Annotated in this window: 20 protein-coding genes and 1 tRNA gene; 11 read left to right on the forward strand and 10 right to left on the reverse strand. The window is 67.9% G+C overall.

What is annotated here, in order from left to right; all coding sequences use genetic code 11:
- Nucleotides 1-177 precede the first annotated feature (177 nt).
- Nucleotides 178-3210, reverse strand: a complete 3033-nt coding sequence (locus G3T37_RS13520; RefSeq protein ID WP_163474410.1) for an SIR2 family NAD-dependent protein deacylase — start codon at nt 3208-3210, stop codon at nt 178-180.
- A 195-nt stretch (nt 3211-3405) separates the two neighbouring features.
- Nucleotides 3406-3479 (reverse strand) — tRNA-Thr (locus tag G3T37_RS13525).
- Nucleotides 3480-3566: 87 nt separating this feature from the next.
- On the opposite strand from G3T37_RS13525, the gene G3T37_RS13530 reads away from it, so the two are divergent.
- On the forward strand, nt 3567-4667 hold the full coding sequence (locus tag G3T37_RS13530; RefSeq protein WP_163474411.1) for a DMT family transporter: 1101 nt from the start codon (nt 3567-3569) through the stop codon (nt 4665-4667).
- Here the strand turns inward: G3T37_RS13530 and G3T37_RS13535 are convergent.
- Entirely contained in the window at nt 4583-5131 is a 549-nt protein-coding gene (locus G3T37_RS13535) for a nitroreductase family protein (RefSeq protein WP_163474412.1), read from the reverse strand. The two genes, G3T37_RS13530 and G3T37_RS13535, sit on opposite strands and share 85 nt — an antisense overlap.
- Nucleotides 5128-5526 carry a peptide-methionine (R)-S-oxide reductase MsrB gene (gene msrB / locus G3T37_RS13540; protein ID WP_163474413.1) on the reverse strand — a complete coding sequence of 133 codons (399 nt, stop codon included), beginning with the start codon at nt 5524-5526 and terminating at the stop codon, nt 5128-5130. The genes G3T37_RS13535 and msrB overlap by 4 nt, the downstream gene beginning before the upstream one ends.
- A 50-nt stretch (nt 5527-5576) precedes the next feature.
- Between msrB and G3T37_RS13545 the strand changes: the two genes are divergently transcribed.
- From G3T37_RS13545 to groL, 6 genes are all read left to right on the forward strand, one after another.
- Nucleotides 5577-6038 carry a GNAT family N-acetyltransferase gene (locus G3T37_RS13545; protein ID WP_194241625.1) on the forward strand — a complete coding sequence of 154 codons (462 nt, stop codon included), beginning with the start codon at nt 5577-5579 and terminating at the stop codon, nt 6036-6038.
- Nucleotides 6035-7006 (forward strand): DUF2332 family protein, encoded by a 972-nt coding sequence (locus G3T37_RS13550; RefSeq protein WP_163474414.1) that lies wholly within the window; start codon nt 6035-6037, stop codon nt 7004-7006. Before G3T37_RS13545 ends, G3T37_RS13550 begins: the two co-directional genes overlap by 4 nt.
- An 88-nt stretch (nt 7007-7094) precedes the next feature.
- On the forward strand, nt 7095-7430 hold the full coding sequence (locus G3T37_RS13555) for a DUF3263 domain-containing protein (protein ID WP_163474415.1): 336 nt from the start codon (nt 7095-7097) through the stop codon (nt 7428-7430).
- Between the two features lie 2 nt (nt 7431-7432).
- On the forward strand, nt 7433-7990 hold the full coding sequence (locus tag G3T37_RS13560) for a LytR C-terminal domain-containing protein (protein ID WP_163474416.1): 558 nt from the start codon (nt 7433-7435) through the stop codon (nt 7988-7990).
- Nucleotides 7991-8308: 318 nt separating this feature from the next.
- Nucleotides 8309-8512: a cold-shock protein gene (locus G3T37_RS13565; RefSeq protein WP_163474417.1), complete on the forward strand. Its 204-nt coding sequence runs from the start codon at nt 8309-8311 to the stop codon at nt 8510-8512.
- A 175-nt stretch (nt 8513-8687) separates the two neighbouring features.
- Nucleotides 8688-10319, forward strand: a complete 1632-nt coding sequence (groL, locus tag G3T37_RS13570) for a chaperonin GroEL (protein ID WP_163474418.1) — start codon at nt 8688-8690, stop codon at nt 10317-10319.
- A gap of 145 nt (nt 10320-10464) precedes the next feature.
- On the opposite strand, the gene G3T37_RS13575 is transcribed toward groL, so the two are convergent.
- The 3 genes from G3T37_RS13575 to G3T37_RS13585 are packed head-to-tail and all read right to left on the reverse strand — an operon-like array spanning nt 10465 to nt 13140.
- Nucleotides 10465-10755 (reverse strand): WXG100 family type VII secretion target, encoded by a 291-nt coding sequence (locus tag G3T37_RS13575; RefSeq protein WP_163474419.1) that lies wholly within the window; start codon nt 10753-10755, stop codon nt 10465-10467.
- 47 nt (nt 10756-10802) lie between these two features.
- Nucleotides 10803-12434 (reverse strand): sensor histidine kinase, encoded by a 1632-nt coding sequence (locus tag G3T37_RS13580; RefSeq protein ID WP_163474420.1) that lies wholly within the window; start codon nt 12432-12434, stop codon nt 10803-10805.
- 13 nt (nt 12435-12447) lie between these two features.
- On the reverse strand, nt 12448-13140 hold the full coding sequence (locus G3T37_RS13585; protein WP_163474421.1) for a response regulator transcription factor: 693 nt from the start codon (nt 13138-13140) through the stop codon (nt 12448-12450).
- Nucleotides 13141-13308: 168 nt separating this feature from the next.
- Here G3T37_RS13585 and G3T37_RS13590 point away from each other — a divergent pair, with 168 nt between their 5' ends.
- The 4 genes from G3T37_RS13590 (at nt 13309) to G3T37_RS13605 (ending at nt 16788) form a co-directional block, all read left to right on the forward strand.
- Nucleotides 13309-14541: an NAD(P)/FAD-dependent oxidoreductase gene (locus tag G3T37_RS13590; protein ID WP_163474422.1), complete on the forward strand. Its 1233-nt coding sequence runs from the start codon at nt 13309-13311 to the stop codon at nt 14539-14541.
- Nucleotides 14538-15404, forward strand: a complete 867-nt coding sequence (gene folP / locus G3T37_RS13595) for a dihydropteroate synthase (protein WP_338401267.1) — start codon at nt 14538-14540, stop codon at nt 15402-15404. The genes G3T37_RS13590 and folP overlap by 4 nt, the downstream gene beginning before the upstream one ends.
- 7 nt (nt 15405-15411) lie before the next feature.
- Complete coding sequence (locus G3T37_RS13600) at nt 15412-16158, forward strand: pyrimidine reductase family protein (protein ID WP_163474423.1); 747 nt, start codon at nt 15412-15414, stop codon at nt 16156-16158.
- A gap of 78 nt (nt 16159-16236) precedes the next feature.
- The gene (locus tag G3T37_RS13605; protein ID WP_163474424.1) at nt 16237-16788 is read left to right on the forward strand and encodes an OsmC family protein; all 552 of its coding nucleotides are present in this window, start codon (nt 16237-16239) and stop codon (nt 16786-16788) included.
- 164 nt (nt 16789-16952) lie between these two features.
- On the opposite strand, the gene G3T37_RS13610 is transcribed toward G3T37_RS13605, so the two are convergent.
- From G3T37_RS13610 to G3T37_RS13620, 3 genes are all read right to left on the reverse strand, one after another.
- Complete coding sequence (locus tag G3T37_RS13610; RefSeq protein ID WP_163474467.1) at nt 16953-18596, reverse strand: DNA repair helicase XPB; 1644 nt, start codon at nt 18594-18596, stop codon at nt 16953-16955.
- A gap of 127 nt (nt 18597-18723) precedes the next feature.
- On the reverse strand, nt 18724-20610 hold the full coding sequence (locus G3T37_RS13615) for a helicase-associated domain-containing protein (protein WP_338401268.1): 1887 nt from the start codon (nt 20608-20610) through the stop codon (nt 18724-18726).
- Nucleotides 20597-20866 carry a hypothetical protein gene (locus G3T37_RS13620; protein ID WP_163474426.1) on the reverse strand — a complete coding sequence of 90 codons (270 nt, stop codon included), beginning with the start codon at nt 20864-20866 and terminating at the stop codon, nt 20597-20599. Before G3T37_RS13620 ends, G3T37_RS13615 begins: the two co-directional genes overlap by 14 nt.
- Between the last annotated feature and the right edge of the window lie 16 nt (nt 20867-20882).

Here is a 20882-nt window from a genome sequence, read left to right on the forward strand (position 1 = left end):
CGGCCGGTCATCGCGCCAAATCGGATGCCGGGGAGCCCGGGATGGGTGAGGTCGGAAACTTGCCAACCTGCGCGCGTAGCGCGGATATTGGTACTGGTCGATATGTTTCACGCGATCGTCGTTTGAGGGTGTCCACTGTGCCGGGGTTCATAATGTGTCGACGCATCCATGTCTCGATCAATCGGATCGATTTGCGATGGCCGCTTGGGACCGCTCCTTATTTCTTTGAGTAGCCCGAAATGCCTGCATGTTGGATCGTATCAAGCGAGAGTGGCGCGCCTTTTCTGGTTCGTCGGCATATTTGTGCGAGTGCGCCAACACCTCGACGAGCGCCTCCAAGATTGGGACATCATCCGCGTTTGACGCGTCCGAGCCGAAATACGCGGAGAGCAAGAGGGAAAACACGAAGTTGCGGATTATCCAAGTATTCGTCTGATTTTTGAGGATTTTCTTAACCTGAGTGGCCCACCCCGACTCAGATACGGCGATCAGGAAAAAGATTGATGCGACGGCCGTCTCCGGCTCGACAGCGGCTTCGCCGCTGTCGACGAGGCGTGACATCGACTTCAGCAACTTCCGCGAGGCGAGAGTTTCGGTGATGCCGCCGAATGCAATGGCGGCCGGAAGAATCTTGTGTAGGTCGTCCAAGAAGTCGCGTTCCGCTTGCCCAACTTGTGTATCGTCGCCGAACTGTGCGCGCAGTCCTTCGGCGATGCCTGCAAAAAGTTCTTGGAAGGATTCGTCGGCGTCGAGCTCGGTGATGATGTCGCCCCATTGATGCATCAGCGTCCCGAGTATCGACTTCTTTCTATCGACGTCGCCCGCTTGGTCCGCGTCTCTCAGTATGCGAGAGCATAGGTCAACAGTCTGAATTTGTTTCCACAGCCTCGGCTCGTCCTCTTCATTGGACACCGGAAATGGCGGGGGGTCATCATCCGAAAAAACGTCGAGTGAATCAGAGGCCGATGGCGGCTCGACCTGAGTACCCTGAGACAGCTGTGAGCCGTCCTCGCCAGCACTCTCTTCAATCTCTTCGAAGGAGGGTTCGGAAGGCTCGATCTCCGCGAAAACCTCACTTCTCTCCTCCGACCACTTCAGTTCGCCTAGTAGTTGCTCGATCCGATCCAGGAGTACGTCATCATGGCGGTTTAGTGACGCGTAGTCGGTTATAGCGGATACGTAATAAAGCGGCCTGGCCAGCAACCTATCGCGAAAGGTGATCGATTTTTTCGCTTGCTTTGCGGCGAACAAATGGAGGTAGCTGCTCCGCGCAAATACGACATAGCCGGACCGTTTGGTTAATACCCGTCTGTCGAGAAAGTTCTGGAGAACGTCCATTGCAGATTCCGGCCAGCCAAGCGTTTCAATGATCTGTTCGACTGCTGCGACCGCCGTCGATTCCGCCATTCCGGCCTTGTCGAGCTCGACAAACTTCTCTGCCAAGCGTTCCAAAATGGCCATGCGCTGCTCGTGGTCTAGCCCGATGCGCGCGTCGTCGTGAGGGTCTCCACGCCCAAGCAACAGCGCTACATACTCGTCAAGGACGGATGTTGTCGATGCGTTAGACCCAATCGAGCCCGCGCTCATGAGGATGTAAAGGAGTTGAGATACCGTGAAAGGCGTTCGCGGCAGGTGTTCCGACCGCAGCAAATCGATCACAGCGTTCGCAAGCGCCGCGAATTGACCAGGAGCAGCAATTTTCGCGAGATGCTCGATGTCGGAGCGCTCCAGCTTCCCCACGTACCGCACTCGAACTGAAATACCTGCCGCGGCGAGCTTTCGTTTCACATCCTCTTCAGTGCCCTGCTTGCAGGCCACGACAACGAAACTTCCTCTAAGCTTCGCGATATCGGCTACCCCGCGGTCAGAAACCTTCTGGACATACGGACTGAAATCATCGATTGCAATGGCAAGAGGGGGTAAGTCATCGTTCTTACCAAGGGGCCAGCCAACCTCGCGGACAGCTCGTCGGAGTCCGTTGAGTATGGGCCTGAGTTCAATTCGAGACTCTGTGAAGTTAAAGTAAACGGGTGCCAAGAGCGGCAACATCTGCGAAGCACGCAGTGACATCAACCTCGCCGTGAACGTCAGCCCAGAACCCTCTTCGCCGACCAAGAGAATGATTTCGTTGGTCTGGAGGTCGGCGCTCATCTCTAGGCGTTCGATTGACTCGACTTCCTGCCCAGAAGTTTTGCTCGCTACATACTGTGCGTTCGGCACAGGTAGAAGAATTGGCGGCAATAGGACTTCGTCAAGTGCGAGCCCCCGGTCGACCTCAAGTGACTGACCAAGGATGACGTCTTCACGCAGCGCCGCAGCAAATTCCGCCCGGACTTCACCCACAGGGTCGAACAAGAGCCCGACATCTGACCTAGCCATGTCTGACAGATGCGCTTGGATTTCGCCAACAAAGGCCGCCAAGTCTGTATGGGATTGACCATAGGAAATAGGAATTATGTTGTCTGCGATGTGGGCGGCCTGGAGCTCGCTAAGTTCAGAATCGGTACAAAGGCGGTAGTCCCTTAGACCGGGGTTGGGGAACTTGTCCCGCTGCCAGTCCAGGAACCTGGAGAAGTTGGGATCCGATAGCCCCCCGCCGACGCCGACGTAGATACTGCTTTTGCTAGCACCAAAAGCGTGTTGAATGGCCTGAGCCGATTCGCTCCCGAGTAGACGCCCGTAATCTTCACTCGTCAGAATTATGGAACTGGGGTGATCCCATATTCCGTGCAGATGACCGATGGACCTTGAACGGTTTGCAAGAATTTGCTGCATCTCGCCCGCCTGTTCCCACGTGGTAGAACCGCGATCGCTAGATTGCTCGATAAGGCTGTCGTAGTTTGTCGTGAGAATGGGGATGGGGAGAGCAGCGATTGCGGTTGCGGTAGATGCATTGATAAGGGGCAAGTTGCCAATCGTCTCGTGCAGCCATTTCGCGTACGCGACGTCCCCCAAAGATTTGAAAGTGTCTCCAACTTGCGTCGCGGCCTGGACCATGAATGAGGTTTCGCCTCGCGCGATCATTGCTCTTACGGTTTCGGCCCACTCCTCGTCTTTGACGCCGCTCGCGAGAAGTTGCTCGATCCCGACCTCGATCAAACCGGCCCAATTTGCGCAAACCGCGCCCTCGGATGCGCCCACTGAGAGGCCCGTCCCGATGATCATCACCGCGGATTGCGTGCGAATGGCTTCGAGCAGTCCCTCATCCATCTTGTCCTCCAAGAGAGGACGGTATCCGATCCAACGCTATGGGCGCACTACGGAGCCTGACTTTTCGTCGTGATCATAGTCCTTGAATCACGAATGATTGTCAGGTTTAAGCGGACAGTGGGCGCGAGCTGAAACTGCTACGGCATTCGGCCGCTCACCCGCATTCGAGCCAAAGTCCGACGAGTTACTTGATTGAGCCCCCTGTCGGATTCGAACCGACGACCCTCGCTTTACAAGAGCGATGCTCTGGCCAACTGAGCTAAGGAGGCGACCGGCCAATATTACCGGGCGCCCACCCCGCCGCCGCTCACGCCCACAGCCCGCGCACTCACCGCCCGCCCGATACGGTTGGAGCAATGCCTCCCCACAGCGACCCCGCGCCGGGCTCCGGCCGCGGCGGCGAGCCCGAGCCGATCATCCAGCCTGGCACGCCTCCGCACCCGCACCACTCCACTGCCGCGTTCGTCACGGCGGTGCTGTTCACGGTCGTGTGCGGCGGGCTCGTGTCGCTGCAGTCGCGCATCAACGGGCAGCTCGGCCACGAGATCGGCGACGGGTTCATCGCGGCGGTGCTCTCCTTCGGCTCGGGACTCGTGCTGCTGGCGATCATCGTGGCGCTGTCGCCGCGGGGCCGGCGCGGGCTGGGCACGATCATCCGTGCCCTTCGCACGCGGGAGCTCACCTGGTGGTACGTCTGCGGCGGGGTCGCCGGCGCGCTCTTCGTGCTCTCGCAGGGGCTCACCGCGGCGATCCTCGGCGTCGCGCTCTTCACCGTCGCGGTGGTGGCGGGTCAGACCCTCTCGGGCCTCGCGATCGACGCCCGCGGGCTCGGCCGCATCCCCGCCAAGGTCGTGACGCCCCCGCGGCTGATCGGCGCGGTGCTGGCGCTCGTCGCCGTCGCGATCGCGGTGGCGCCCGAGTTCCGCGGGCAGGTTCCGGCGTGGATGCTCGTCATGCCCTTCGCCGTCGGCCTCCTGCTCGGCTGGCAGCAGGCCGTCAACGGTCAGGTCAAGACCCTCTCGAACTCGGCGCTCACGGCCACCTTCATCAACTTCCTCGGCGGATCGGTTGCGCTGGTGATCCTCGCCGTCGTGCACACCGCCATCGCGGGCTGGCCCGCGCACCTCGCCCCCGAGCCCTACCTCTATGTCGGCGGCGTGATCGGCATGATCTTCATCGCCGGCTTCGCGTTCGCCACCCCGATCATCGGTGTGCTGCTGCAGAGCCTCTGCGCGATCGCCGGTCAGCTGCTGATGTCACTCCTGCTCGACGTCGTCGCCCCGGCTGACCGCGGCGGACTCGCCTGGACCACCGTGCTCGGCACCGCGCTCACCCTCGTCGCGGTGGTCATCGCGACGGTTCGACCGCGGCGCTACCCGAGCACGCTGAGGAACTCGCCCGGGTCGAGGGGCAGTCGCGGCGTCGACTTGACCTCGTCGAGGACCCCGCCCACGTAGAGCCAGCCGAGCAGTTGCTCGTTCGGCTGGAGGCCGTGCATCCACCGCACCGCCTCGGCGCGGGTGTGGCCGCCGGTGCGCCACATCACGCCCCAGCCCGCCTCGTCGAGTAGCAGGCTCAGCGTGTGCGCGACGCCGGAGGCCACCGCCTCCTGCTCCCAGTCGGTCACCTTGAAGCTCTCGCGGTAGGCGACGACGACGGCGATGAGCAGGGATGCCCGCAGCGGCTTCGCGGCAAGACGCGCAGCATCCTCGCCCGCCAGCCCGCTGCTGGCCACGAACGCATCGCCCAGCCGCTCACGGGCCGCGCCGCGAAGCTCGATGAGCCGCCACGGCCGGAGGGCGGCGTGGTCGGCGATCGCCGCGAGGGACTCGACGAGCGGGAGCAGCTCCTCGTGGGTGGGCGCGTCGGCGGTCACGCGCGGGTGGGACCGCCGACGGTGCAGCGCGTCGCGGGCGCTCACTCGGGCTGGAACCCGAGCGAGAGCGAGTTCATGCAGTACCGGTCGCCCGTGGGGGTCTGGTAGGCGTCATCGAAGAGGTGGCCCAGGTGCGAGCCGCACGTCGCACAGCGCACCTCGGTGCGCACCATGCCGTGCGAGCGGTCGGTGATGAGCTCCACCGCGTCGGGGTTCACCGACTCGTAGAAGCTCGGCCACCCGCTGCCGGAGTCGAACTTCGCGCCGCTGCGGAAGAGCGGCGCGTGGCAGGCCGCACAGTTGTAGGTGCCGGGGCGCTTCTCGTCGAGGAGGGCTCCCGTCCACGCGCGCTCGGTGCCCGCCTCGCGGAGCACCTTGTACTGCACGGGTCCGAGCTCTGCCAGCCACTCTGCTTCGGTCTTGGTCACGCTGTAGGTCATGGTGCACTCCTCACGGGTTCACGGTCCGGTCACCTATTAAACTCGCGACCATGCCCGAAACTTCCGTGGTGCGCCGTTCGTGGAGCGAACTCACGACGGACGAGCTCTACGACATCCTCAAGCTGCGCACCGACGTGTTCTTTGTCGAGCAGCGCATCGACGAGGAGGAGCTCGACCACCGCGACCGCGAGCCCGCCACGCTGCACTACTTCATCCCCGACGAACAGCACGGGGTGGCCGCCTACCTGCGCACCCTCGTCGACGAGCAGCCGAGCCACCGCGACGCCAGAATCATCGTCGGCCGCGTCGTCGTGCACCCCGCCCGCCGCGGCGAGGGCCTCGCCCAGCTGCTGTTCGACCGCGTAATCGCCGAGCACGGCGACCAGCCGATGATGCTGCACGCGCAGGAGTACATCGTGCCGCTCTACGCCAAGTACGGTTTCGAGCCCTACGGCGAGGTCTACGTCGAGGCCGGGCTGCCCCACCTCTCCATGTACCGGCCGGGCGCGTGACCGCCGCCGAGTGGTACCGCCGCTTCGCCGACACCGAGGCGGCCGGCCAGTCGGCGCTCTACGAGACGCTCGCGCGCGGCGTCGCGGATGACCCCGCCCTCCTCACCCTCCTCGACGAGCTGCCCCGCCCCAAGCAGCAGCCGAACCTCCTGCTCGCCTGCGCGCGCCTCCTGGGCGCACCGCTTAGTGACTTCGCTGCCTGGCGTGTGTGGCTCCTGCAGCACTGGCCGGAGGTCTCGGCCGAGATGCGGATCCGTGCCACCCAGACCAACGAGCCGCGCCGCTGCGCGACCCTCCTGCCTGCCCTCGCGCTCATCGACGGGCCGATCGCGCTCATCGAGGTCGGCGCCTCCGCGGGGCTCACCTTGCTGCCCGAGCACTACAGCTACGCGTGGGGCGAGCACCGCCTCGACCCCGCCGCCGGCCCGAGCACCGTGCTGCTCGAGTGCGAGGTCACCGGCGACCCGCCCCTGCCCGCCCGCATGCCCGAGATCGTCTGGCGCGCGGGGCTCGACCTGAACCCCCTCGACGTGACCGCGCCCGACGACCGGCACTGGCTCGAGACCCTCATCTGGCCCGAGCAGACCGCACGGCTCGAGCGCGTGCGCGCGGCCATCGCGATCGCCGAACGCGAGCGCCCGCGCGTGGTGCGCGGCGACGCGGTGGATGACCTTCCCGCCCTCGCCGCGGAGGCCCCGACCGGCGTCACCCTCGTCATCGTCACCTCCGCTGCGATCGTGTACCTCATGCCGGAGCCGCGCGCGCGGCTGATCGAGTGGCTCCGGGCGTCGCCCGCCCGGTGGGTCTCGAACGAGGGGGCGGGGATCGTGCCTCGGGTGCAGGAGGCGTTGGCCGGTCATCCGCCCCGCCGCCCCGGCGGCTTCGCCCTCGCCCTCGACGAGCGCCCGCTCGCCTACGCGGGTGCCCACGGGCAGACCCTCGACTGGCTGTCGCTGCCCGCCGCCTGAGCAAACTCGAAGCATCCGCTGTGCGCTCCGCGTCGTGGCGCGGGGGAGGGCCGGGGCCGCCCTAGGATTACGCCAACGGGAGGTGGAGATGTCTGCGAGCGCGCAGCGGCGGCACGAGGCGGGCGACAGCTCCCTCAGCGCGCGCGACCTCGCGATCCTCGAGTTCGAGCGCACCTGGTGGCACCACGCGGGCGCGAAGGAGGCCGCCATCCGGGCGGAATTCTCTCTCAGCGCGGCCCGCTACTATCAGGTGCTGAACGCAGTGATCGATTCACCGGATGCGGTGCGTCACGATCCCATGCTGGTGGGGCGCCTGCAGCGAGCGCGTGACGCCCGCACGCGGGCCCGCGCGGCGAGGGCGTTCACCACCCCCACGTCCGGCGACGATCCTGGTCGCCCCCGCAGCGAGGAACCCACCGACTAACAATGGCCGCCTTCCCCAAAGACCAGTTCGACGACCTCCCCGAGCACCTCGACCGCGTCGGCGCCCACCGCGGGCCGAAGGTCAAGGGTCGCGGCTGGATCGGCTTCGCCTGGGCGGCGCTGGCGACCGGCGTCATCGTGCTCGCGAGCCTCTACGCGCTGTCGCGTCTGAACGACTTCCAGTTCACGCTGCCGGGTGCGGCGTCGAGCTCGGCGGCCACCACCCCGACGGCGAAGCCGACGACGGCGATCGTGCCGGTCACCGACCCCACGAAGATCAAGGCGCGCAAGATCACGATCACGGTGCTGAACGGCACGACGACCACCGGGCTCGAGAAGCAGGCGGCGGCGATCCTCAAGAAGGCGAAGTGGACGATCGGCGCGACGGCCCTCGCCTCCGAGTCGACCATCAAGAAGACCGTCATCTACTACTCCGTGCAGTCGAACGCGGATGTCGCGCAGGGCGTCGAGCTGGCCCTCGGCACGGGGAGCATCCGGTTCAGCAGCGCCTTCCAGGGCGCCCCGATCACGGTCGTGCTCGGCTCCGACTTCCAGGGCTGAGGCGCGGCGGTCGCCGCTGTTCATTCCAGCCCCGGATCGGCCCCGGATCGGCCCCAAAACGACGGGCAAATCTCGGGCGTGTTTCGTGCGTGTTTAATCCTCGGGGATTCGGCGCATTCCGGGCGGAATACGGCATTCCTGCCCGTTCCGGGCGGCATCGGCTCGGCTAATATCTGGAATTGGTCGCCCATCTGGACCGTGAACGACACCGCACCCCGCACCGTCCGACTCGTCCCGATGATTGCGGATACCCGTGCTCCCGCGACCCGGCCGCGGCAGAATTGCCGCGCCGATTGGCAACGCAGCAAGGAGTAAGACATGGCGAATGGAACCGTCAAGTGGTTCAACGCTGAAAAGGGCTACGGCTTCATCACGGTCGAGGGTGGGGGACAGGACGTCTTCGTCCACTACTCCGCGATCGACATGGGCGGATACAAGGTTCTCGAGGAGGGCCAGCAGGTCACCTTCGAAGTAGGCACCGGCAGCAAGGGCCCGCAGGCGGAATCGGTCCGACTGGCCTGAGCGACGCGTCTGAGGACGCACTCGGCGAACGCCGTCCACCAGTGGTGGGCGGCGTTTGTCATGCCCCCGGCGTCGTCTTGCACTCAGCATGGCAGAGTGCCAGAATGTCTTTGGCACTCCCACCAGTTGAGTGCTAATGCTTTCTGATCACGTCCGAGAGGGACAAGAAACAAACATGGCAAAGATCATTGCTTTCAACGAAGAGGCCCGTCGTGGCCTTGAGCGCGGCCTGAACATCCTCGCCGACGCCGTCAAGGTGACGCTTGGCCCGCGTGGCCGCAACGTTGTTCTCGAGAAGAAGTGGGGCGCCCCCACCATCACGAACGACGGCGTCTCCATCGCCAAGGAGATCGAGCTCGACGACCCGTACGAGAAGATCGGCGCCGAGCTGGTCAAGGAGGTCGCCAAGAAGACGGACGACGTCGCCGGTGACGGTACGACCACCTCGGTCGTCCTCGCCCAGGCGCTCGTCCGCGAGGGCCTCCGCAACGTCGCCGCCGGTGCTGACCCGATCAGCCTCAAGCGCGGCATCGAGAAGGCCGTCGCGGCCGTCATCGAGGCGCTCGTCGCCAGCGCCAAGGAGATCGAGACCAAGGAAGAGATCGCGGCCACCGCATCCATCTCCGCCGCGGACCCCGAGATCGGCGCACTGATCGCCGAGGCGATCGACAAGGTCGGCAAGGAGGGCGTCGTCACCGTCGAGGAGTCGAACACCTTCGGCACCGAGCTCGAGCTCACCGAGGGCATGCGCTTCGACAAGGGGTTCATCAACCCCTACTTCGTCACCGACCCGGAGCGTCAGGAGACGGTCTTCGAAGACCCGTACATCCTCATCGCCAACAGCAAGATCTCCAACATCAAGGACCTGCTGCCGATCGTCGACAAGGTCATCCAGGATGGCAAGCAGTTGCTGATCATCGCGGAGGACGTCGACGGTGAGGCGCTCGCGACCCTGGTCGTGAACAAGATCCGCGGCATCTTCAAGTCGGTCGCCGTCAAGGCCCCCGGCTTCGGCGACCGCCGCAAGGCCCAGCTGCAGGACATCGCCATCCTCACGGGTGGTCAGGTCATCAGCGAGGAGGTCGGCCTCAAGCTCGAGAACGCGACGCTCGACCTGCTCGGTCGTGCCCGCAAGGTCGTCATCACGAAGGACGAGACCACGATCGTCGAGGGCGCTGGCGACAGCGACCAGATCGCCGGCCGCGTTCGTCAGATCCGCGCCGAGATCGAGAACACCGATAGCGACTACGACCGCGAGAAGCTCCAGGAGCGCCTCGCGAAGCTCGCCGGTGGCGTCGCCGTCATCAAGGCGGGTGCCGCGACCGAGGTCGAGCTCAAGGAGCGCAAGCACCGCATCGAGGACGCCGTCCGCAACGCGAAGGCTGCCGTCGAGGAGGGCATCGTCGCCGGTGGTGGCGTCGCGCTCATCCAGGCCGGCAAGACCGCCTTCGAGTCCGCCGCCCTCACGTCGCTCACGGGTGACGAGGCGACCGGTGCGAACATCGTCCGCGTCGCGGTGGATGCCCCGCTCAAGCAGATCGCGCTCAACGCCGGTCTCGAGCCCGGTGTCGTCGCCGACAAGGTGCGCAACCTGCCGACCGGTCACGGCCTCAACGCCGCGACGGGTGAGTACGTCGACATGCTGGCCTCCGGCATCAACGACCCGGTGAAGGTCACCCGCTCCGCGCTGCTCAACGCCGCGTCGATCGCCGGTCTGTTCCTCACCACCGAGGCCGTTGTCGCCGACAAGCCCGAGAAGCACCCGGCCCCGGCCGGTGGCGACCCGAACGGCGGCATGGACTTCTAAGTCCGGCTCCCCGGTTCCACACAGTCGAAAGGCGGCCCCTCGCGGGGCCGCCTTTTGTGTTGGGTGGGGACTGTGTTGATCAGACGTGGCGTCGTTCCGCACCGGGCGGGCACGCGACCCTGGGGCCGTGTGCCCGCCCGTGGCATCAGTGCTGGAAGAGCCGGGCGTTCGCCTGCTCCGCCTCCGAGTACTGCTGGGCCGCCACGGTGAGCGCCTGGTTGATCGCGCTGAGGGTCTCCTCGACGCGGGCCTGGGTCGCTCGCCACTGGCCCACCACGTCCTGGAACGCCGTGGCCGCGGCGCCGCTCCACGACCCCTGAAGGCCGGTGAGCTGCCCGAGCAGTGAACTGGTCTCGCTCGAGATGCGAGAGATGGAGGCACGCACGGTGCCGGTGGCGGAAAGAACCGCTTCGCTGTCTACCTGGTAACTGGTCATGACGACCACGGTAGGTGCCGGCTCCGCGCCGGGAGCGGGCGATCGGCTCAGCTGTGGAGAGCGGCGCTGCGGGGGGTCTCGTGGAGGAGCGGAAGCCGCACCCGGAAGGTCGAGCCGCCGCCCGCGGTGTCGACGACGTCGACCGAGCCCTTGTGGGAGGCGACGATGGAGGCGACGATCGCGAGGCCGAGCCCGCTGCCCCCCGTGTCGCGGTTGCGCGAGGAATCCGCCCGCCAGAAGCGCTGGAAGATCTTCTCGCGGATCTGCGGGGGAATCCCCTCGCCGTGGTCGATCACCGAGAGGATCGCCACGTCGTCGCGCTCGTCGACGGTGACCCCGATCTCGATGGGCGAGTCGGGCTCGGTGAACCGCAGCGCGTTGCCCATGAGGTTGGTGATGACCTGGCGGATCTTGTTCTCCTCGGCGAGCACGATCGCGTCGACGTGCTGCTCCCGGTCGACCGGCACGAGAGTCTGCACCGCGAGTGGTGCGGCCTTGCGCGGGCGGCGGGCGAGGCGCGAGAGCGTCGCGCCCGCGAGCGCGATCGGCCGGGTCGCCATGGATGCGGTGCGCGGCGCCCCCGCGACCGCCGCGTCAAGCGCGCGGTCCGCCTCGATCGCGCTGGCGGTCGCCCGAATCGGCTCGGTCACCACCACGGTGACCCGGCGCTCGGGTGCCGAGGCCATCGCGTCGAGCGCCGCATCGTGCGCGAGCGGGACCAGGTCGACCGCGGTGAGATTGAGGGGCTTCGCCTCATCGATGCGCGCCAGCTCGAGTAGGTCGCCGACGAGCTCGCCCATGCGGATCGCCTCTTTCTCGATGCGCTCCATCGCCTGCGCGACCTCCTCCTGCGTGCCGAGGGCGCCCATGCGATACAGCTCGGCGTAGCCGCGCACGGAGACGAGGGGGGTGCGCAGCTCGTGGCTGGCGTCGCCGACGAAGCGGCGCATCTGCTCGATGTTCTTCGCTCGGTCGGCGAAGGCGGCGTCGATGCGCCCGAGCATGGTGTTGAGGGAGTCGTTGAGGCGACCGACCTCGGTGTTGCGCGGCCCGCGCTCGAGGCGCTGGCTGAAGTCGCCCGCGGCGAAGCGGGCCGCCGTCTCCTCCACCTCGCGCAGTGGGGCGAAGGTGGAGGTCACGAGAAGGCGGGTGAGCGCCCCGCCGAGCACGACCACGGTGAGGCTGAAGAACAGGAAGATGAGGGCGAAGTGGCCGATCGTGCCGTCGGTCTCGGTGAGGTTGTAGCTGACGACGACGACGAAGTGGCCGCCGCCGACCACGAAGCCGGCGGACTGCCAGTTGGTGTCGCGGGCCGCGTCGGTGAGGGTGAAGGTGTCGCCGTTGGAGATGACGTGCGGCAGGGTCGCCTTGCTGATGACCGGCTTCTCGCTCGCGGAGTAGCTGTTGTCGCAGGTGATCTCGCCGGAGGAGTTGACCATCGCCACGTAGAAGGGGGCGGCGAGCTTGGTCGTGCTGCACGCGGAGTCCATCGCGTCGGTGATGTCGGCGCCGACGGCCGCGATCTTGGTGTTGACCTCCTGCAGCAGGTAGGTGCGCAGGTAGGTCATGGTTCCCACGCCCGCCACCAGGAGCCCCAGGGTCAGCAGCATGACGGTGACGCCCGTGATCTTGCTGCGCAGTGAAATCCCGTTCCACCACTCTGTGAGCTCTGAGTGCATGAGGGGCTTAACGCTACGGCTTCGCGGCCTTCAGCATGTAGCCGAATCCGCGCTTCGTCTGGATGATCGGCTCGTCGGAGAACTGGTCGAGCTTGCGCCGCAGGTAGGAGATGTAGCTCTCCACGATGCCGGCGTCGCCGTTGAAGTCGTACTCCCACACGTGATCCAGGATCTGCGCCTTGGAGAGCACGCGGTTCGGGTTGAGCATGAGGTAGCGGAGGAGCTTGAACTCGGTCGGGCTGAGCTCGATCTGCTCGTTGCCGACGGTCACCTCGTGCGTGTCCTGGTCCATGCTGAGCTCGCCGGCGCGGATCACGGCCTCCTCGTCGTCGCGCATGGTACGGCGGAGGATCGCCTTGAGCCGGGCGACGATCTCGTCGAGGCTGAACGGCTTGGTGACGTAGTCGTCGCCGCCGACGGTGAGGCCCGTGATCTTGTCCTCGGTGTCGTCCTTCGCGGTGAGGAAGAGGATGGGCGCGGTATAGCCGGAGGCGCGCAGTCGCTTGGTCACGCCGAAGCCGTTCATGTCGGGGAGCATGACGTCGAGGATGATCAGGTCGGGCTCCTCTTCGAGCACCGCCGAGATGGCGGCCGCGCCGTTGCCGACCGCGCGCACGGCGAATCCGGCGAAGCGGAGACTCGTGGTGAGAAGATCGCGGATATTGGGTTCGTCGTCGACGATCAGAATCTTGGGTCCGTCACTCATGAGGGTAGTATCTGCGCGTTTACTGAGAGAAGTCTGAACGTAGGATGCCCGTGCCGGAGGGTCGCGTCAGAACCGGCTCCGAGCATCCATTGAAAGTATTCCGAACGCGACCTAAAGTCAGGGGAGAGGGCGCGGAGCCGCCCTCGGACGGACAGTGAGGTTCATGCCATGACCGATGAGAAGACCTTCGTGATCGTGGGTGCGGCGCTCGCCGGCGCGAGCGCGGCGGGGGAGCTGCGCGAGCAGGGATTCGACGGTCGCATCGTGCTGATCGGCGCCGAGAACCGGTACCCGTACATCCGCCCGCCGCTGTCGAAGGGCTTCCTCGCGGGCAAGGAACCGGTCGACGCGATCTACGTGCACCCCGAGGAGTGGTACGACGAGCACGACATCGACTTCATGCCCGCCGCGCGGGTGGAGTCGATCGATCCGGCGGCGCACACGGTCTCCATCGAGAACGGCGACACCATCGCCTACGACCGGCTGCTGCTCACCACGGGCGCCCGGCCGCGCACCCTCGATTCCCTGCCGGGCATCGACCTCCGCGGGGTGCACCAGTTGCGCACCGTGCTCGACGCCGAGCGACTGAAGCCGCTGCTCGCGGGCGGAACCCGCCGGCTCGCGGTGATCGGCTCGGGGTGGATCGGCATGGAGGTCGCCGCGACGGCGCGCGAACTCGGCAACGAGGTGCTCATCCTCGAGCACCAGCACGTTCCGCTCAGCGCCGCCCTCGGCGACGAACTGGGCCGCTTCTTCGCCGCCCTGCACGAGGAGCACGGCGTCGTGCTGCGCACCGGGGTCGACGTGGTCGAGATCTCCGGCATCGGCGGTGAGGTCGCGGGCATCCGCGTGGGCGGGCGCCACGCCGAGCGGGCTGATCTGGTGCTCGTCGCCGTGGGGGCTCTGCCGAACATCCGGCTGGCGGAGGAGGCCGGGCTCGCCGTCGACAACGGCATTCTGGTGGATGCCGCACTCACCACGAGCGACCCCGACATCTTCGCCGCCGGTGACGTGGCGAACGCCTGGCACCCCTTCGTCGAGGCGCGCGTGCGCAGCGAACACTGGGCCAACGCGATCGCTCAGGGCTCTGCCGCCGCCCGCTCGATGCTCGGGCACGCGGTGTCGTTCGACGACATTCCCTACTTCTACACCGACCAGTTCGAGGTGGGGATGGAGTTCGTGGGCTTCAGCTCCCTGCTCGCGGGCGCGAAGACGGTGTACCGGGGCGACCCGTCTAGCCGCGAGTTCATCGTGTTCTGGGTGGCCGACGAGCGCGTGGTCGCCGGAATGAACGTGAACGTCTGGGACGTGAGCGACGACATCAAGGGCGTCATCCGGCGTCGGAATAGGATTGATCCCGTGAAACTGGCCGACGTCGCTGTGCCCCTGACCGAGCTGTGAGCGAGCCCCGCACGATCGGCTCGCGCGTCTTCGACTTCGATCGCCAGGTCGCCGTCATGGCGATCGTCAACCGCACGCCCGACTCCTTCTTCGACAAGGGCGCCACCTTCGCCCTCGACCGCGCGGTCGACGCGGCCGCGCGCGCCGCCGAGCAGGGCGCCGACTGGGTCGACGTCGGCGGCGTGCCGTTCGGCAAGGGCCCCGTGGTCACCCTCGACGAGGAACTCGACCGCATCGTGCCGCTCGTCGAGGCGATCCACGCCCGCAGCGATGTCGTGATCTCGGTCGACACCATCTCCGCCGAGGTGGCTCGGCAGAGCATCCTCGCCGGCGCCTCCGTCGTCAACGACACGAGCGGCATGTTCGACCCGAACATGGCCGGCGTCGTCGCCGCCAGCTCGGCCCAGCTCGTGCTCACCCACAGCAAGGGCGCCCCGCGCAGCGAGATGCCCCGCCCGCTCTACGACGACGTGGTCGCGGAGGTGATCGAGTACCTGCGGGCTCGAATCGAGATCGCGACCGCCGCGGGGATCCCGCGCGAGCGGCTCATCATCGACCCCGGCCACGACCTCAACAAGAACACCGTCCACACCCTGGAGATCACGCGCCGACTGCAGGAGGTCGCCGATCTCGGGCTTCCGCTGCTCGCCGCCGTCTCCAACAAGGACTTCATCGGCGAGACGCTCGACCGGCCGCAGGGGCAGCGGCTCACCGGCTCGATCGCCGCGGCGGTGATCTGCATCATGAACGGGGCGCGGATCATCCGCATGCACGACGTGCCCACGGCCGTCGAGGCCGCCCGCATGGCGGAGGCCGTGCTGGGCTGGCGCGAGCCCGTCCACGCGATCCACAACAACGGATGACCGCCGCATGACCTCCCCCCGAATCGACCTGCTCCGCCCGGCCCCCGCCGCCGAGCTCAGCGACGAGCAGCTGCGGGAGCTCTACACCCCCGGAACCGGCTCGTGGCTGCGGGTGAACTTCATCTCGAGCGTCGACGGCGCGGTCACGGTCGACGGACTCTCGGGCGGTCTGGGCGGCCCCGCCGACCACCGCGTCTTCGATCTGCTGCGCGAGCTCTGCGACGTGGTGCTCGTGGCGGCGGGCACGGTCCGCGCCGAGGGCTACGGACCGATGGTCGTGGCCGCGGAGTCGGTCGCGGTGCGCGAGGCGCGCGGGCTCGCGCCGCAGCCCGTCTTCGCGATCGTCTCCGCCTCGCTCGACCTCGACCCCGCGTCCCGCATCTTCACGGAGGCGCCCGTGCGACCGATCGTCGTGACGACGGAGAGCTCGCCCGCTGATTCCCGGCGCGCGCTCGCCGCCGTCGCCGACGTGATCGTCTGCGGCACTCACGCGCTCGACGCGGGGATGCTCGTGCGCGAGCTGCACGCGCGGGGGCTGGCGGGCATCCACTGCGAGGGCGGCCCGTCTCTGTTCGGTGCGCTGCTCGCGGCCGACGTGGTCGACGAGCTCTGCCTGACGGTGAGTCCGCTGCTGGTGGCCGGCGACGCTGGCCGGATCGCCTCGGGATCGCTGCCGGATGCCCGTTCCCTCCACCTCGCGCACGTGCTCGCCTCGGGTGACGAACTGCTGCTCCGCTATCTCCGCCGCCGTTAGGTGACGCCCGGTTACGCGCCGTGACGGTGCGTGACAGCGGCGGATGCACGCGCTGCGCCCGCTTCGTAGTCTCGGGTCATGACTCTCCTCGACACCCTCTCCGCCCCTTCCGTCACCGCCGACGAGCGCGCCGAGCGCCTCACCACGGCGGGCACCGCATGGAACGAGCGCATCGCCGCCAACACCGCGAACGCTCAGCTCACCTACCGCGTCAGCGGCGACAGCGAGGGCGCGGTCGCGACCCTCATTCGTGCCGGCAAGCACGAGTTCTACGTCGATGAGCCCGCCGCGCTCGCCGGCGACGACATCGCCGCCAGCCCGGTGGAGTTCGCCCTCGCGGCGCTCATCTCCTGCCAGGTCGTCGTCTACCGCCTGTACGCGCAGGCGCTGGGAATCCAGCTCGATGAGATCGACATCAAGTCGGAGGGCGACCTCGACGCGCGCACCCTGTTCGCGATCGACGGCGGCCCGCGCGCCGGGTTCACCGCCGTGCGCCTCGCGATCACCGTCACCGGCCCCGAGTCGGAGGAGCGCTACCAGGAGCTCCGCGCCGCGGTCGACGCGCACTGCCCGGTGCTCGACCTCTTCCAGAACCCGACCCCGGTCACGGCGACGCTCGTCAAGGCCTGATCCCTTCTGCTGCGCGGCCCGCGTGGCGCACCGGTTCACCGGGCGCCCGCGGGCCGTCGGCGTTGTCGGGGCAGGCGGGCCGCGGTGTGCCGCGCTGCCGCTCGCGTCGCACTGTCCCTCGCGCGGCGCTGCCGCTCGCGCCGCACCGGGCGCCCGCGGGCCGCTTACGCGGCGGTGAGCGTGTCGGCGTCGAGGATCGTGTAGCTGTAGCCCTGCTCGGCGAGGAAGCGCTGCCGGTTCTGCGCGAAGTCCTGATCGACGGTGTCGCGCGCGACGAGCGTGTAGAAATTGGCGGGCAGGCCGCTCTCCTTGGGGCGCAGCAGTCGGCCCAGGCGCTGGGCCTCTTCCTGGCGCGAGCCGAACGATCCCGAGACCTGAATCGCGACGGTCGCCTCCGGCAGGTCGACGCTGAAGTTGGCGACCTTCGAGACGACGAGCACCTTCGTGATCCCGTCCCGGAACTCCTGGTAGAGCCGCTCGCGCTCCTCGACGGGCGTCGCGCCCGTCAGCTTGGGGGCGTGCAGCACCTCGGCGAGCTCGTCGATCTGGTCGAGATACTGGCCGATCACGAGGATGCGCTCACCCTCGTGCTTCGCCACGAGCGCCGTCACCACCTCGAGTTTCGCGGGCGCCGTCGCGGCCATCCGATACCGCTCATCGTCCGCTGAGGCGGCGTATTCCAGCCTCTCGCCCTCGGGCAGGTCGACCCGCACCTCGAAGCAGGAGGCCGGGGAGATGAAGCCCTGCGCCTCGATCTCCTTCCAGGGCGCGTCGAATCGCTTGGGCCCGATGAGGCTGAACACGTCGCCCTCGCGGCCGTCCTCGCGCACGAGCGTCGCGGTGAGGCCGAGCCGGCGGCGGGCCTGAAGCTCGGCGGTGAGCTTGAACACGGGCGCGGGCAGGAGGTGCACCTCGTCGTAGATGACGAGGCCCCAGTCGAGGGCATCCAGCAGGGCGAGGTGGGTGTACTCGCCCTTCCGGCGGGCGGTGAGGATCTGGTACGTGGCGATCGTGACCGGCTTCACCTGCTTGACGAGGCCCGAGTACTCGCCGATCTCGTCCTCGGTGAGGGTCGTGCGCTTGAGCAGCTCCGAGCGCCACTGCCGCGCCGAGACCGTGTTCGTCACGAGGATGAGCGTCGTCGTTTTCACGTTCGCCATCGCCCCCGCGCCGACGAGCGTCTTGCCCGCGCCGCAGGGCAGCACCACGACGCCCGAGCCGTGGTCGGCGAAGTTGGTGACGGCCTTGTTCTGGTATTCGCGCAGCGACCAGCCGTCCTGCAGCAGACCGATCTCGTGCGGAGTGCCGGGGGTGTAGCCGGCGAGGTCTTCAGCCGGCCATCCGAGTTTCAGCAGCTCCTGTTTGAGCTGGCCGCGGGCCCAGGCTTGCACGACGTAGCTGTGCGGTCCGCGCTTCTCGAAGAGCAGGGCGGCGACCTTGCGCGCGCGGGTGATCTCGGAGAGCACGGCGGGGTCGGTCGCGGTCAGGGTGAGGGCCCCGTCGTCGGCGCGCTCGATGACGAGCCGACCGTAGCGACCGACCGTCTCGGTGAGGTCGACGGAGACGCTCTGCGGGATGGGGAAGCGGCTGTAGCGCTCGAGCGTGGCGAGCATGTCTTCGGCGCTGTGGCCGGCGGCCCGGGCGTTCCAGAGTCCCAGCCGCGTGATGCGGTAGGTGTGGATGTGCTCGGGGGCGCGCTCGAGCTCGGCGAAGACGGAGAGGTCGTGGCGGGCATCCTCGGCGGCGGGGTGGGCGACCTCGAGGAGTACGGTGCGGTCGCTCTGCACGATGAGCGGACCGTCGGGCAGAGTCACGAGGGCAAGCCTACCCGCCCGGGGTGCCGCGGGCTGGGGTGTGCGCGGCCGCGGCGTGCGCGGGGCGATCGGGTCGGGCCTGGGCCGTGCGCGGGGCGCTACCCCGCGGCCGCGCGGGTCGCTAGCCCTCGGCGGGCCGCACCGCGGTGATGCTCGACAGCGGCAGCGTGCGCTCGAGGTCGCTGCGCCGGTCGCGCGCCCGCAGCCGGCCGCCGCCGAGGCTCGCCGGCTCCAGCTGCAGCTCGACCGAACTGCCGTCCGGCATCGACACCGTCACCGTCAGGCCGAGTCGCCCGCGGATCGCCGTCTCGATCTGTCGCTCCAACCACGCCTGGCCGGTCTCCTCGGCCGACTCAGCGGTCGCCTCGCGCAGGCGGGCCACGATCCCGGCGGCCCGCGACCCCGGCGGTGCGACGGATGCCCGTGCCACCCGGCGACGCTCCAGCACCACCACCTCGCCCGCGGCGTCCTCCGCGGCGGCGGGGTAGCGGGCCTCGCTCAGCGACCAGAAGACGAGGTCGCGATCGAAGCGGGACTCGGCGCGGTTCGGGCCGACCCGCTGGATTCCCAGCGGGGCGAGGCCGTGGTCGATGACGACGGCGCTCAACAGGGCTTGGTCATCCGATCGGATGTAGCTGCGCATGCCCATGACGGCCTGGTCGATCGTGCCCACCCGGAGGCTGCCGTAGCGAGCGCTCGTCGCGGTGATGAGGTAGTCGAGTGGCTGCGGGATGCCCGTCAGCGAGATCTCGCCGAGAAACTGCCGCGCCGACTCCGCCGTCTCGCCCAGCGCGAGTGCCCGGGTGAGGCTCGCCTCGCTCACGCGGTAGGTGGTGGCGAGCGCGCGCGACTCCACGTCGGCGAAGAGGCGGAGGCGGGCATCCAGGCGGGGGAGCAGGGGGCCTGGACTCACGATCGAGAGGTCGTGCTGCACGTAGACGCGGTCGATCTCGGCGGGGAGGATGGCGGCGATCGCGGCGGATGCCGCTTCCTCTCCGCTCGCCATGAGCGCGGAGCCGGGCGTCGAGGGCACGTGGTTGGCGGTGATGCCGAGCAATTCGGCCTCGAGGGAGACGGTGGCGGCGCGGTCGCGCATCCAATCGCCGCCCGCCGGGTACAGCCAGCGCACGAACTCGGCCAGCCGGTCGCCCCAGATGGCGTGGGAGCGCTCGGCGAGGAGCGCACGGATATCGGGCGAGAGCTGTGTGAACCAGGCCGCGGCCAGGTGCGCCCAGCGCTCGCTGGTGGGGCGCAGCATCCAGTCGGCAGCGTCGTCGGTGGGCAGCCAGGCGCCCGCGTCGAGGGCGATGACGCCGGAGCGGTTCGCGATGTCGACCAGAGGCGGCACGGCGTCGAGCTCGACCGACATCGCAGCGGCGAGCCGCTTCGAGTCGGGGAGGGCGATGCCCCCGCGGGCGAGCTCGCGGGCGGGGTCGCGGCGCAGTTCCGCCGCCAGCTCGGCGATCGCGTTGGCGGCGTCGAAGGCCCGCTCGGCGGCGATCGAGTCGATGAATCGAGCGTCGGTCGCGCTCACCGGCGCGAGGGAGGCGGGCGGCGGATCGCTGAGCAACGAGGTGAGGCCGGGGAGGCCGAGCTCGGGCCAGTTCGCGAGCTGCTCGGTGACGGGCGCGTAGGCCAGCCAGCGGTCATCCGCCCCCTCGCTCTCGCGGTCGATGAGCGCCAGCGAGTGAGCGCGGTCGAGGGATGCCCGTGCCGACCCCTCCCCGAACTGCCCGCCGTCGGCCAGCGCGGCCCCCACCGCCGCGGTCGTCAGCCCCAGGGCTTCCGCGCCGCCGACCACGCCGATCGCCGCGAGCGTCTGGCGGTCGAGCCGCACGAGGGCCTTCTGCACCGAGGCGGGGTCGAGGAGGGCGTCGGCGAGGTCGAAGAAGTCGTGGAGCGAGGCGTCGCGGAACTCGCGAACCGTGAGCAGTTCGGTGAGTTCTGCGTCTCCCAGCGATCGCAGGCGGCCGGCCAGCGAGAGGGTTGACGAGCTACTTGCCGGCACCCTTGGCATCTCGGGCGCGACGGCGCGTGCCCACGACCAGCAGCACGACGATGAGGATCATCGCGATCGGCAGCCCGATGAGGGGAACCAGGCGCACCGCATCCCAGATGGGGCCGGACGCGTTCACGTTGGCGATGAAGAGCGCGATCATCGCGATCACCGACAGCGCCATGATGGCGATGAACCAGGCGACGACGAGACGTTCCCCTCGCGAGACGGGGGTCGGTTCGGAGGTCTGCACGGGTTGTTTTGCCACAAGCCAAGAATAGGGG

This window comes from Galbitalea soli (genome assembly GCF_010686725.1).
Taxonomy (GTDB): Bacteria; Actinomycetota; Actinomycetes; order Actinomycetales; family Microbacteriaceae; genus Galbitalea; species Galbitalea soli.

Bases quoted from the DNA above. Each gene is read 5' to 3' on its own strand.
- G3T37_RS13520 (WP_163474410.1), bottom strand. From the start codon at position 3,210: ATGGATGAGGGACTGCTCGAAGCCATTCGCACGCAATCCGCGGTGATG.
- G3T37_RS13530 (WP_163474411.1), top strand. From the start codon at position 3,567: ATGCCTCCCCACAGCGACCCCGCGCCGGGCTCCGGCCGCGGCGGCGAG.
- msrB (WP_163474413.1), bottom strand. From the start codon at position 5,526: ATGACCTACAGCGTGACCAAGACCGAAGCAGAGTGGCTGGCAGAGCTC.
- G3T37_RS13545 (WP_194241625.1), top strand. From the start codon at position 5,577: ATGCCCGAAACTTCCGTGGTGCGCCGTTCGTGGAGCGAACTCACGACG.
- G3T37_RS13555 (WP_163474415.1), top strand. From the start codon at position 7,095: ATGTCTGCGAGCGCGCAGCGGCGGCACGAGGCGGGCGACAGCTCCCTC.
- G3T37_RS13560 (WP_163474416.1), top strand. From the start codon at position 7,433: ATGGCCGCCTTCCCCAAAGACCAGTTCGACGACCTCCCCGAGCACCTC.
- G3T37_RS13565 (WP_163474417.1), top strand. From the start codon at position 8,309: ATGGCGAATGGAACCGTCAAGTGGTTCAACGCTGAAAAGGGCTACGGC.
- groL (WP_163474418.1), top strand. From the start codon at position 8,688: ATGGCAAAGATCATTGCTTTCAACGAAGAGGCCCGTCGTGGCCTTGAG.
- G3T37_RS13575 (WP_163474419.1), bottom strand. From the start codon at position 10,755: ATGACCAGTTACCAGGTAGACAGCGAAGCGGTTCTTTCCGCCACCGGC.
- G3T37_RS13580 (WP_163474420.1), bottom strand. From the start codon at position 12,434: ATGCACTCAGAGCTCACAGAGTGGTGGAACGGGATTTCACTGCGCAGC.
- G3T37_RS13585 (WP_163474421.1), bottom strand. From the start codon at position 13,140: ATGAGTGACGGACCCAAGATTCTGATCGTCGACGACGAACCCAATATC.
- G3T37_RS13590 (WP_163474422.1), top strand. From the start codon at position 13,309: ATGACCGATGAGAAGACCTTCGTGATCGTGGGTGCGGCGCTCGCCGGC.
- G3T37_RS13600 (WP_163474423.1), top strand. From the start codon at position 15,412: ATGACCTCCCCCCGAATCGACCTGCTCCGCCCGGCCCCCGCCGCCGAG.
- G3T37_RS13605 (WP_163474424.1), top strand. From the start codon at position 16,237: ATGACTCTCCTCGACACCCTCTCCGCCCCTTCCGTCACCGCCGACGAG.